Source organism: Sporosarcina sp. GW1-11, from assembly GCF_033088395.1.
GTDB lineage: Bacteria > Bacillota > Bacilli > Bacillales_A > Planococcaceae > Sporosarcina.
On record NZ_JAPMIW010000014.1, the window covers coordinates 26,812 to 38,505 of the forward strand.

12 protein-coding genes and 1 pseudogene are annotated in these 11,694 nt (G+C 40.9%); 2 read left to right on the top strand and 11 right to left on the bottom strand.

Annotation, left to right across the window (positions count from 1 at the left end):
- Positions 1–24: 24 nt before the first annotated feature.
- From ORD22_RS10075 to nadC, 6 genes are all read right to left on the bottom strand, one after another.
- The gene (locus ORD22_RS10075; RefSeq protein WP_317645834.1) at positions 25–816 is read right to left on the bottom strand and encodes a DUF6612 family protein; all 792 of its coding nucleotides are present in this window, start codon (positions 814–816) and stop codon (positions 25–27) included.
- Between the two features lie 87 nt (positions 817–903).
- Positions 904–1,977, bottom strand: a complete 1,074-nt coding sequence (locus ORD22_RS10080; RefSeq protein WP_317645835.1) for a branched-chain amino acid aminotransferase — start codon at positions 1,975–1,977, stop codon at positions 904–906.
- A gap of 18 nt (positions 1,978–1,995) precedes the next feature.
- The gene (locus tag ORD22_RS10085) at positions 1,996–3,240 is read right to left on the bottom strand and encodes a glutamate-5-semialdehyde dehydrogenase (RefSeq protein WP_317645836.1); all 1,245 of its coding nucleotides are present in this window, start codon (positions 3,238–3,240) and stop codon (positions 1,996–1,998) included.
- A 17-nt stretch (positions 3,241–3,257) separates the two neighbouring features.
- On the bottom strand, positions 3,258–4,352 hold the full coding sequence (gene proB, locus ORD22_RS10090) for a glutamate 5-kinase (RefSeq protein WP_317645837.1): 1,095 nt from the start codon (positions 4,350–4,352) through the stop codon (positions 3,258–3,260).
- Between the two features lie 342 nt (positions 4,353–4,694).
- Complete coding sequence (gene nadA, locus ORD22_RS10095) at positions 4,695–5,798, bottom strand: quinolinate synthase NadA (protein WP_317645878.1); 1,104 nt, start codon at positions 5,796–5,798, stop codon at positions 4,695–4,697.
- Positions 5,799–5,803: 5 nt separating this feature from the next.
- Positions 5,804–6,652 carry a carboxylating nicotinate-nucleotide diphosphorylase gene (gene nadC / locus ORD22_RS10100; RefSeq protein ID WP_317645838.1) on the bottom strand — a complete coding sequence of 283 codons (849 nt, stop codon included), beginning with the start codon at positions 6,650–6,652 and terminating at the stop codon, positions 5,804–5,806.
- A 109-nt stretch (positions 6,653–6,761) separates the two neighbouring features.
- Here nadC and ORD22_RS10105 point away from each other — a divergent pair, with 109 nt between their 5' ends.
- A complete protein-coding gene (locus ORD22_RS10105; RefSeq protein WP_317645839.1) occupies positions 6,762–7,913 on the top strand; it encodes an IscS subfamily cysteine desulfurase in 1,152 nt (383 codons plus the stop codon).
- A gap of 11 nt (positions 7,914–7,924) precedes the next feature.
- A complete protein-coding gene (locus tag ORD22_RS10110) occupies positions 7,925–8,464 on the top strand; it encodes a transcription repressor NadR (RefSeq protein WP_317645840.1) in 540 nt (179 codons plus the stop codon).
- A gap of 342 nt (positions 8,465–8,806) precedes the next feature.
- On the opposite strand, the gene ORD22_RS10115 is transcribed toward ORD22_RS10110, so the two are convergent.
- The 5 genes and pseudogenes from ORD22_RS10115 to ORD22_RS10135 form a co-directional block, all read right to left on the bottom strand.
- Positions 8,807–9,412 carry an alpha/beta hydrolase gene (locus ORD22_RS10115; RefSeq protein ID WP_317645841.1) on the bottom strand — a complete coding sequence of 202 codons (606 nt, stop codon included), beginning with the start codon at positions 9,410–9,412 and terminating at the stop codon, positions 8,807–8,809.
- A 38-nt stretch (positions 9,413–9,450) separates the two neighbouring features.
- The gene (locus ORD22_RS10120; RefSeq protein ID WP_317645842.1) at positions 9,451–10,395 is read right to left on the bottom strand and encodes a ring-cleaving dioxygenase; all 945 of its coding nucleotides are present in this window, start codon (positions 10,393–10,395) and stop codon (positions 9,451–9,453) included.
- 81 nt (positions 10,396–10,476) lie between these two features.
- Positions 10,477–10,926 carry a MarR family winged helix-turn-helix transcriptional regulator gene (locus ORD22_RS10125; RefSeq protein ID WP_317645844.1) on the bottom strand — a complete coding sequence of 150 codons (450 nt, stop codon included), beginning with the start codon at positions 10,924–10,926 and terminating at the stop codon, positions 10,477–10,479.
- A gap of 115 nt (positions 10,927–11,041) precedes the next feature.
- On the bottom strand, positions 11,042–11,566 hold the full coding sequence (locus tag ORD22_RS10130) for a YceI family protein (RefSeq protein ID WP_317645845.1): 525 nt from the start codon (positions 11,564–11,566) through the stop codon (positions 11,042–11,044).
- A 14-nt stretch (positions 11,567–11,580) separates the two neighbouring features.
- Positions 11,581–11,688, bottom strand: a pseudogene (locus ORD22_RS10135) (flavin reductase family protein); the annotation flags it as partial.
- Between the last annotated feature and the right edge of the window lie 6 nt (positions 11,689–11,694).

Sequence of the window (11,694 nt, forward strand, 5' to 3'; positions counted from 1 at the left end):
CAATGGCTTCGTGGATTTTTCATATCATTTTACTAATTCAGCCGCATCGGCAGGCAGTTTAATCGGATCGACTGCATTAAAGTAACTATACTTCGCATCCATTTTTTGTTTGTAACGAATATAATCGCGCTCAAAATAGCTCGTTACTTGTGCAGATAGTTTTAAGCCCGTAACGAAAAATGTTTTTTCATTGACTCGTAGTTCTATATCCATTCTATCAATCACTGGGAATCCAGTATGTGTATGGATCAATCGTTCAGCATCGTTACTATTGATTGAAACATTTTTCACCAACTGACGGTATTCTGCGGGCGACAAGGAGAAATGTAACGCATAGCCGTAATCGACTTTTTCCATTTCTGCCGTCTCAATGAAAGGCTTTAATAAAGTGAAATCTACGACTGGCGCTGCATAGGGTACAAACACACCGAAAGAGCCATTTCGTTGAGCTTCTGTTAGTTTCCGCCAAGGTTCTTCATCTACCTTTATCACCATCTGGTCTTGCTGTTGGAAGATGTGAAGTTGTTGACGTCCTTGTTTAGGAATTTTGTAGAGAACTTCTTCAGAAACCTTCAAAGGGTTTAATTCTACATTCGATTGGATTTGCACATTTTTAGTTGTGCGTTTTACCGGATCAGATGTCACGATACTTTCATCATAGACGATGCTTGAATGAACCGATTTCAAATCTTTCATCGCCGCTTCTGCCTTATCGAGCACTTCTTGCGCACTCTTTGGCGCGGAAGACGTCTTGCCGCATCCTGCCATTGTAAATAGGATGACAGCTAGGAATAAAACGAATATTCGCTTGTTCATCAGGAAACTCCCTTTCAATCAAAACTATTTACAGTGTACTTCACAGGAGCGGACTTGTCACGGATCGATTCGTAAAATCTATCAACCTTACTTTACGTTGACGACCCAACCAAATGGATCTTCGACTTTACCCGTCTGAATGCCGGTAATCGTATCATAGATTTTCAATGACAATTCGCCAATTTCATTGTTATTAATCTCACACTTTTTACCACCCCAGAACAATTCGCCCATTGGAGAAATAACAGCGGCTGTTCCTGTACCAAAAGCTTCTTCAAGCGTACCCGCTTCATTCGCATCGAAAATCTCTTGAATGGACACTTTGCGCTCCGTCACAGGAATATCCCAAGATTGTAGTAATTCAATAACCGATTTACGTGTAATTCCTTCTAAAATACTACCGTTAAGACTTGGTGTAATAACCTCTCCATTAATTTTGAAGAATACATTCATCGCGCCAACTTCTTCAATGTATTGATGCTCTTTTGCGTCGAGCCACAGCACTTGAGAATAACCGCCCGCTTCTGCCACTTCTTGTGCTTTCATCGCACCTGCGTAGTTACCAGCTGTTTTTGCACTGCCCGTGCCACCGACTGCCGCACGTACATATTGTGATTCTACAGCGATTTTGACCGGGTTCATGCCTTCCTTATAGTAAGGACCTACCGGTGATAAAATAATCATTAGGCGATAGTTTTTGGACGGCGCTACACCTAAATACGGTTGTGTAGCGAAAATGAACGGACGAACGTATAGTGCCGTGCCTTCTCTGTCTGGTATCCAGTCAGCATCCAATGAAACTAATTGCTTCAACCCTTCAAGCACAAACTCTTCATCAAAGTTCGGCATGCATAATCTATCATTCGAACGATTCAAGCGTTTCATATTTTCCTCTGGACGAAATAACACGACTTCCTTCTCTTTATTAAGATACGCTTTTAGCCCTTCGAAAACCGTTTGTCCGTAATGTAAAACGATTGCCGCTGGGTCTAGCAAGAATGGCTCATATGGCTCAATACGAGCGTCATGCCAACCTGTTCCGTGTGTATAGTCCATTACAAACATGTGATCCGTAAAAATGGTACCGAATGCTAGCGGATTATCCGCTGCTGGTTTCTCTTTTGGTTGCGTAGTTTTGTTAATTGCGATCTGTGCTGTCATAATAACCCCTCCTAAGTATTATCTAATTTGGCCTGTCCCTCTAATAACGAATTTCGATGAAGTCAATGCCTCTAATCCCATTGGACCTCTCGCATGCAACTTCTGTGTGCTGATACCGATTTCTGCACCATAGCCGAATTCAAAGCCATCTGTGAAGCGTGTCGAAGCGTTGACGTAGACCGCTGCTGCATCCACGCTATTTAAGAACTGCTCTGCGTGTTCATCGGTTTGCGTTATAATTCCCTCTGAGTGCTTTGTGCTGTAGCGCTTAATATGCTCGAGCGCTTCTTCGACATTTGTAACACTTTTCATACGTAAAGTTAAGTCTAGGAACTCGCTAGACCAATCGTCTTGTTCCACACCCGTTATAGATGCATCTAAACGTTGAACCGCTTGATCTCCTAACAAGTGAACATGTTTTTCGCGTAACGCTTCGATTAGTACTGCACCGTGCTTCTTCAACCAGTTTTCATCGATAATAACCGTTTCAATCGCATTACAAACTGACGGACGATGTGTTTTCGCATTTACTACGATATCAATCGCCATTTTCTCGTCTGCTGATTCATCGATAAATAAATGACAATTTCCCGCGCCTGTTTCAATCACCGGTACTGTCGATTCACGAATGACCGTCTCGATTAGTTTCGCGCCGCCACGTGGAATGAGTACGTCTAAATATTCAGTGAGCGTAAACAGTTCTTTCGCAGTTTCACGACTAGTATCTTCGATTAACTGTACTGAATCGACAGGCAGCGAACTTTTTTCCAGTCCACGCTGAATTACACGCCACAGTGCAAGATTCGAATATTTCGCAGAAGAACTACCACGTAATACAACTGCGTTACCTGTCTTTAATGCTAGTGATGCTGCATCAATTGTAACATTTGGACGCGCTTCATAAATCATCGCAATCACACCGATCGGTACTCGCTTACGTACAATATGTAAGCCATTTTCTTTCTCGATTTCTTCTAACGTTTCACCAATCGGATCTTTTAAGTCAACGACTAAACGAACACCTTCTGCCATCGCTTCAATACGTTCTGGCGTTAATAAAATACGATCTAATACCGCAGATTCGATGCCGTTGTCACGACCTTCATCAATATCTTTTTTGTTTTCAGCAAGTAATTGTTCCTGCTCTAAAAGCAACTGTTCTGCAATCAATTGCAATGCTTCATTTTTCTGCTCTGTCGTTGCAATATTTAGTGCAATACTTGCATCTTTTGCCGCTTTCCCTTTTTTTCTGATTTCACTCATTGTTCTATCTCCCCTTTTCATATTTGTACCCAGCGATCCCGATGGATAACTTCAATCATCGGTGTGAACTCTTCCTGCTGTCTACCTCTCTCAGCGATCGTTTCTCTTAGTTGTTCCGAAGAATACGTGACTTCCCCTTTACCAATTAACCCTTCAATACCATACACTTCAACAACTTCGCCTACTTCAAAACTCCCTTGTACTTTAAACACACCTGCCGGCAATAAACTGCAACCATTATGTAAAAGCGCCGTTTCCGCCCCTTTGTCTACGTACAGACGTCCAGTCGATTCAGAATGTAAAGCAATCCATTGACGCTTCGTATTAATGACATGGCTGAGAGGGCTGGAAATATAAGTCCCGTCTCCATGACCTTTTAAAATATCTAGCAACTTCGTCGGACCATAACCAGTTCCGATAAATACAGGCACCGCCAATGTGTGTGCAGTTTTAGCCGCAAGCAATTTCGAACGCATCCCCCCCGTACCCACTTTCGAACCCTGTTCATCCGTTCCGCCAAGCAATTCATCGGTAATTTCATCGATATGCGTTAAACGCACTGCATCAGGATCAATTCGAGGGTTACTTGTGTAGATTCCATTTACGTCCGTCAGAATGATTAATTGATCGGCATGTAAAAAACCACTTACTAATGCGGACAACATATCATTATCACCGAACGTCAATTCTTCGACGGAGACAGTATCGTTTTCGTTAATGATTGGAATAATCCCACGATCAAGTAATTCTGACATCGCCGCAAACGCATTGTTATAGCGTTCACGATCAGAAAAGTCGAGGCGCGTTAAAAGTATTTGTGCCGGCACGACCGCATGCTTGCTGAATCGTTCAATATACGATTGAATGAGCAAACTTTGTCCAACAGCCGCAGCTGCTTGTTTACCTTTGATCGTCACCGGGCGCGAAGAGTACCCTAGCCTTGAAAAACCTGCCGCCACCGCTCCAGAAGAGACAACGATGACTTCATGACCGATATTTTTTAACATCGCCAATGCATCGACGTGGTCATTAAATTTCAGCTGATCGATTTCCCCATTATCGTTCGTCAATGAGCTACTACCTATTTTCACAACAATTCGCTGTTTTTTCATCCTCATTCGCCTGCCATTTCTATATTTCACTACATAAACATTTGGATTCAATAAAAAAAAGCCCAATCGTCCCATAATCAGGACGAAAGGACTTAGCTTCCGCGGTGCCACCAGTATTGGATTCCATTACAGAACCCCGCTCTCCCCTTAACGCCGAGGTACGCGCCTATGTTTTCATAGGACTCCAAAGGCAGGTTCAACAATCGCATTGTGACGGAAACTTTCAGCCGCTGGAATCCGCTCTCTAACACATGCCGTTTGTCTACTAATCCTTCATCAACGTTCAACATCTATTTTCACAATCATACAATAGTAGACGCAATTGTCAAGCAAAATAATGTTTTATGGGCGCTGAAGCATACGATCGAGAGCTGCAATCGCTTCCGCTGAAGTTGCGTCATCTACTTTAATAATATTTTGTTCAGCACCTTCAACTATGCTTTCTAAACACCATAGCAAGTGTGGCAAGTCGATACGGTTCATCGTTAGGCAAGGACACATTAGCGGATTTAACGAGATGATATCTTGTTCAGGATGATTTTCTATTAAACGGTTGACTAAGTTCATCTCTGTACCGATCGCCCACTTCGTTCCTGGTGCCGCCGCTTCGATTTGGTCGATAATATATTTCGTCGATCCAGCGTCATCTGATAGCATTACGACTTCGTGCGAACATTCCGGATGAACGATAATCTTGCGGTCCGGCTCAGATTTTCTTAAATTTTGGATGTTAGCGACAGTGAAATTTTCGTGTACGGAACAATGACCTTTCCATAAAATCACTTGGCAGTCATCGTCTTTTCCGTCGTATTCCAGCACGTCTGTGATTGGATTCCACACTGCCATATGATCGAGCGGCACACCAAGTCCGTATGCTGTATTACGACCTAAATGCTGATCAGGTAAAAATAGAATACGCTTCTTTTGTGTAAATGCCCATTTCACAATCTCTGCCGCATTTGAGGATGTTACCGTTGCACCGCCATGACGGCCGACAAAAGCCTTAATAGCAGCAGTCGAGTTAACGTATGTCAACGGGATAATCGTGTCACCGAAACGTTCCTGGAGATCCATCCACGCACGTTCAGTCTGGAAAATATCCGCCATATCCGCCATGGAACAACCGGCACGCATATCAGGCAAATACACTTTCTGACTTGCAGTTGTTAAAATGTCTGCCGTTTCTGCCATGAAGTGTACGCCACAAAATACGATATGTTCTGCTTGTTCATTCGCTGCACAAATTTGTGCCAATTGTAGTGAATCACCCGTCGCATCGGCAAATTGAATGACTTCATTCTTCTGATAATGATGCCCTGGAATGAATAATTTCGTGCCTAACTCTTTTTTTATCGCATGAATTTTTTCTTCCATTTCCTGATCAGAATACGCTTTATAGCGCTCTGGTAACATAGCGTCCGCTTTTACTAAATCCATAATTGACATCATCTTCAGTCCTCCTGCTTTCTAATTTGTAAATTGGCACTAATATCTGCGGCAATGACCGAATGCGTCAATGCACCAACCGAAATGTAATCAATTCCTGTTTGACCATAAGCGGCAATAGTTTGTTCCGTAATCATACCCGATGCTTCCGTAATAATATTCGGTGGGACGAGTGGCAACCATTCCTTAATTTGTTCGGGTGTACGATTATCAAACATAATAATATCAGGCTTTGCTTGAATCGCTTCTTGCAGTTGTTCTAGCGTTTCAATTTCCACTTCTATTTTTACTGTATGCCCTAGACGCTCGCGCAGTTGTGTAACAGCTGCTGTAATAGAACCCGCATACGCCAAATGATTATCCTTTAACATTACTGCATCATATAAGCCATTGCGGTGATTAAAGCCGCCACCTGCTCGAACAGCGTATTTATCTAACATTCGTAAACCTGGCGCTGTTTTCCGTGTATCACACACCCGCGCCTCTGTCGTTTCAAGCAACTTCACTAAATGTGCCGTTTTTGTCGCGATCGCACTCATTCGCTGGATGCAATTCAAAATCACGCGTTCTGCCGATAATAGTTTACGTACTGAACCGACAGCGGTAGCTAGCACTTGTTTGTCCTCCATCGTTTCTCCGTCCTGAACGAAATAGGTCACTTGAATCGCAGGGTCCATTACTCGGAAACCTTCTGTAATGATATCCTTCCCACAAAAAACGCCTGGTTCTTTCGCAATTAACTGCAATTCTCCGATAGCATCGTCTGGAAACAACGCGTCAGCAGATAAATCACCATCTCCTAAATCTTCTATGAAAAATTGTTCAAGCATGGAAACTAATTTTATTCTATTCATTTATATCCTCCTACGAACTGCTTCACTAAGTTGTCTTTACACCTATCTTTACATATTTATCTTTCTATGACAAGATGAATATATAATTTATTCTAGGAGGTCATTCATTTTGCACTATTTCGATTACGCTGCAACGACTCCCTTGCACAAGGAAGCGGCAGAAGTATATGTAGCTGTCGCGCAACAACAATTTGGCAATACGACGAGTTTGCATGATGAAGGCGGGACCGCGCAAAACATGTTAAGGCAATGCCGCGAACGACTGGGCGAGATGCTAGGGGTACATCCGACAGGTCTTTATTTCACTTCTGGCGGAACGGAAAGTAATTCATTAGCCTTGATTTCCCTCGCGTATGCAGCTAGAAATAAAGGTAATCACATGATTATAACCGCTGCGGAGCACCCTTCTCTTCACTCAGCAGCAGCATATTTAGCAGAGCAAGGATTTCAAATCTCCCTCGTTTCATTTACATCAGAAGGACTTATTGATCTGCAAGAACTTGAACAAGCCATTACAGACGAGACGATTGTCGTATCAGTTCAGCATTGTAATCCCGAGATCGGCACCATTCAACCGATCCGTGCAGTCTATGATTTAGTGAAACCTAAAGGTATTCTATTACATAGTGACTGCGTCCAATCATTCGGAAAAATAGATGTACGGGACATCAGCCCATACGTCGATAGCTTATCGTTATCGAGCCATAAATTGTACGGTCCTAAAGGGGTGGGTGCAGTATATATCGATCCGCATATTCGGGCTGTGCCGTTATTCCCAGGCGCTGTTCAGGAGAAAGGTTTTCGTGGGGGCACCGTCAATGTACCTGGTATCACAGCATTTTTGAGAGCTGCCGAGCTTGCGGAAACGACAAATGATTTTGAAAAGTTTGAAGCGCTACGTACACTCGTAATGAATACATTACTACCGTATCAAGAACTTTTTACATTTTACGGCACGGCAAAATCACAATTGCCCCATATTATCGGACTATGCGTCAATCGCTCGGAAGGACAACTTATTATGTTAGAATTAAATAGACGAGGATTTGCGGTGTCCACGGGAAGTGCGTGTCAAGTGGGTCAGCAACAATCTTCTACTACGATGACTGCGATGAAGATCCCAGCTACTCAGGCAAAAGGATTAGTACGGATTTCTTTCGGACAGTCGTCGACTTTAGAAAACGCACAACAATTAGCAGATGCATTACTGGATATCGCCAAGACACTAAATAATAAAAATGAAAAAATAGCTATACGTTAGAGGTGAGAATTTTGCGTCATAAAGGAAAAATAGCAGGAGAAGAGCGACGACAGCTTATTCTTCGCACATTGCAAGAAGCAGGACGTCCTGTAACTGGGGGCGAACTTGGTGAATTAACAGATGTTAGTAGACAAGTAATCGTCAGCGATATCAATTTATTGAAAGCCAAAAAAGAACCGATCATCGCGACCAATCAAGGGTATTTATACACGGTGCTACCTGAAGCGACGGAAGGGTTTGAACGCATTATCGTCTGCCGTCATACGCCTGAACAGACAGAAGAGGAATTAAATATTTTAGTTGACCACGGCGTAACTGTTAAAGATGTGCGCGTAGAGCATTCCGTTTATGGTGATGTTCGCGCATCTATTTTGGTATCAAATCGCCAAGAAGTGAAAGCTTTCATTGCCCAGATTCAACATGCAAAAGCACCTTATTTACTAAATTTAGATGATAGCGGGATTCATTTGCATACCATTTCAGCTCCGCGCGAAGAACAATTACAGCAAGCGCAAGATGCATTAAAAAAAGCAGGGTTTCTAGTTGAATAACCCGTTCAGTACTTGGTTACAAAAATCAAATTACCCGTCAAAAAAGAATCGAATTTCAGACTCTTCGCTTTTCCTACATTACATAATACTAAGTACAACATTTGTAATTGTTAGTTCCCATTCTAAGTACATCCGGCCGGTCAATCGTTAAAATTAGTGAAAGAAAATCCTCTTCTCAATTGAGCTAGAGAAGAGGATGAAATTTCGCTAACGTATTTTTTATTTTTGATGAAATAAAAGAGCTGAATTGCATAGGATGATCGTCATTTCATGCATGATAAAAACGGATACTCCTTTAAACGGATTCATTCCAAACCAAGAAAAATTACGCGTGTTCTCGACTTACAATACATTCGAATACCATTTACTAGCTACTTCTACTTCTCCTGCTGTTAATTGGTGACCTTTATTGTCCCAATAAATTTCAACATTTGCATTCGCTTGTTCCAATAACGATTGTAATTCTTCAGCCTCTTCTGGTGGACACATCGGATCATTAATACCTGCAGCAATAAACACAGGTTTTCCAGACAAATCAGGAAGCTCGATTCCCCTTCTCGGCACCATAGGATGATGAAGGATTGCACCTTTTAAAGAATTTTGATAATGAAATAATAAACTAGCAGCTATATTTGCTCCATTTGAATACCCAATAGCAATAATATTCGTACGATCAAATTCATATGTTTTGGCAGCTTTATCAAGAAACTCATGTAATTCTTTCGTACGGAATATAAGATCTTCTTCATCAAACACGCCTTCAGCTAACCTTTTGAAAAATCGCGGCATGCCATTTTCTGAAACATTCCCACGAACACTTAACACGGAAGCCTCCTTATCTATTCTTCCTGCTAAAGGCAATAGATCTAATTCATTGCCACCAGTACCGTGAAGGATTAATAACGTTGGTTTAGTGCTATCTTTTCCTTTTTGAAATACGTGCTTCATGTTATATCCCCCTTCAATATCTGCACTTCCACAGAAGCTTAGGTTTCTTCCAATTCTCTTACTGTAATTGGAATCAATTTACGTTCAAGTTGTTCTCTATTCTGTTCATATTGCGCTGGTAATTTCAATTGTTGTCCCATCGTGTCCACCGACTCATCGTGGGTAAATCCAGGGGGGTCTGTTGCAATTTCAAATAAAATCTCACCATGCTCTCTAAAGTAGATCGCATTAAAGTAGTTTCTATCCTTAACCGCAGTGACGCCATAACCATTTTCTGAAACATGTTCTTGCCATTCCAATTGGTCGTTGTCGTCACTCGCTCTCCATGCAATATGATGAACTGTTCCAACACCCAGTTGACCTTTTCCGGTTGTTGTTGTTTTGAGATCGATAATATTTCCAATGTCAGCGGATGAATGGAAACGGATATAGTCTCCCTCTTTTTCGATTAGTTCAAGTCCCATAACTTTTTCTAATAGTTCAGCTGTTTTATTCGGATGAGCAGAAAATAAAGTTGCCCCACCGAATCCTTTAATAGCTACGTCAGGTGTTACTCCTCCAAACGTCCATGAGTTATGTTCACCTTCCGCCCGCTCCACAATTTCTAGTCGAAGTCCATGAGGGTCAGTAAATTGTACGTATTGCTCACCAAATCGTTCTGCTTTAGTTACTGACACGTTAAACGTTTTCAACCTTTGTTCCCAAAACGTTAACGCTCCCATAGGAACTACGTAAGAGGTTACACCTACTTGGCCATCTCCTATTTTCCCTTGATATGCATTAACCCACGGGAAAAATGTGATAATTGTACCTGGTTTTCCACCTTCATTACCAAAATATAAATGGTACGTGCCCGGATCATCAAAATTCACTGTCTTTTTCACTAAACGTAAACCTAAAACTCCAGCATAAAAATCTATATTTTCTTGCGGATGACCAACAATCGCTGTGATATGATGAATTCCACTTGTTTTCTTCGTCATTTATTTTCACTCCTCATGAAATACAATCAATGCGATTAACAATAATTGGTATATTATCAATTCGAGGTATAAGAATAAAAATTACATATTTTGCGCATGGAAGCCTAATTTTTTTAGTTGTTCAATTAGTTCTTCTTTTTCTTTTATATCTAGTCCACTAAAGATTTCTTTTATAGCTTTTTTATGTTTTGGAAAGACTTCATCCATCAATTCTGTTCCATCAGTTGTTATAGTTGCATGTATTACACGTCGATCTTTCGGACAAGGTTTTCTCTTTAACAAGTTTTTCTTTTCTAACTTATCTACCACATACGTAATGCTACTACTCGCAATCAACACTTTCTCACCGATTTTTTGTATCGGTTGATCACCTTTACTGTAAATTAACTCGAGAACAGCAAATTCTGTTGGGTTTAACCCTAAACATTTTATATCTTCTTCAACTCGTTTTCTTATTGACTCTAAAGCTCGTGTTAATACGACAAATAATTTTAGAGATAATACCTCTTCTTGTTGATTTTTAGTTTCCATATTTACCATCCCTTTTATTATTGTTGGATTTTTACTAACTACATAACGGTTCAAGTAATCACTATAAATCAGAAAGAGGTGATTATCTACTATGCGATAAAGAAATCTCTATTCATTATGCTGGATTTACTTGAAGTTCTACCGTTATTTTAATATCGTCACCTACTAATACGCCACCTGTTTCTAACGCTTGGTTCCAAGTTAGACCAAATTCTTTTCTAGAAATCTTTGTTTCCGTTTCAAAACCAACGACTTCTACACCCCAAGGATTTTTTCCGGATCCAGTACGGGTTACTTTAAATGTAGTTTTCTTCGTAACGTCTTTAACCGTAAGATCTCCTGTTACATCATACGTGTCTTCTCCTGTTTTAACAATTTCAGTTGAATCAAATGTAATAGTCGGGTACGATTCTACCGCGAAAAAGTCATCTGAACGCAAGTGGTTATCACGGTCTACATTATTTGTATTAATTGTGTTTACATCAATTATAAATTCAATTTTCGCTTCTGTTAAATTGTCTAGATCTCCAGTAACAGAACCTTCGATCCCAGTGAAACTACCTTTTACATTTGAAACCATCATATGTCTAACTGAAAAACCTACATTTGTGTGAGCTACATCTACGTTCCATTTTGTCATGTGAAACTCTCCTCTTCATTAGATTGTGTTGTGACAAAGGCTATAGGTCTTGGAATAATAGAGCCAATTAGAAGTTTGTAATTATCCCGTTCACTATTTTTTGTTGGATCAATAGAAATCAATAGATT

What these genes read in the sequence shown, in the direction of transcription:
- ORD22_RS10075 (WP_317645834.1), bottom strand. Translation starts at nt 816, where the DNA reads ATGAACAAGCGAATATTCGTTTTATTCCTAGCTGTCATCCTATTTACA.
- ORD22_RS10080 (WP_317645835.1), bottom strand. Translation starts at nt 1,977, where the DNA reads ATGACAGCACAGATCGCAATTAACAAAACTACGCAACCAAAAGAGAAA.
- ORD22_RS10085 (WP_317645836.1), bottom strand. Translation starts at nt 3,240, where the DNA reads ATGAGTGAAATCAGAAAAAAAGGGAAAGCGGCAAAAGATGCAAGTATT.
- proB (WP_317645837.1), bottom strand. Translation starts at nt 4,352, where the DNA reads ATGAAAAAACAGCGAATTGTTGTGAAAATAGGTAGTAGCTCATTGACG.
- nadA (WP_317645878.1), bottom strand. Translation starts at nt 5,798, where the DNA reads ATGTCAATTATGGATTTAGTAAAAGCGGACGCTATGTTACCAGAGCGC.
- nadC (WP_317645838.1), bottom strand. Translation starts at nt 6,652, where the DNA reads ATGAATAGAATAAAATTAGTTTCCATGCTTGAACAATTTTTCATAGAA.
- ORD22_RS10115 (WP_317645841.1), bottom strand. Translation starts at nt 9,412, where the DNA reads ATGAAGCACGTATTTCAAAAAGGAAAAGATAGCACTAAACCAACGTTA.
- ORD22_RS10120 (WP_317645842.1), bottom strand. Translation starts at nt 10,395, where the DNA reads ATGACGAAGAAAACAAGTGGAATTCATCATATCACAGCGATTGTTGGT.
- ORD22_RS10125 (WP_317645844.1), bottom strand. Translation starts at nt 10,926, where the DNA reads ATGGAAACTAAAAATCAACAAGAAGAGGTATTATCTCTAAAATTATTT.
- ORD22_RS10130 (WP_317645845.1), bottom strand. Translation starts at nt 11,566, where the DNA reads ATGACAAAATGGAACGTAGATGTAGCTCACACAAATGTAGGTTTTTCA.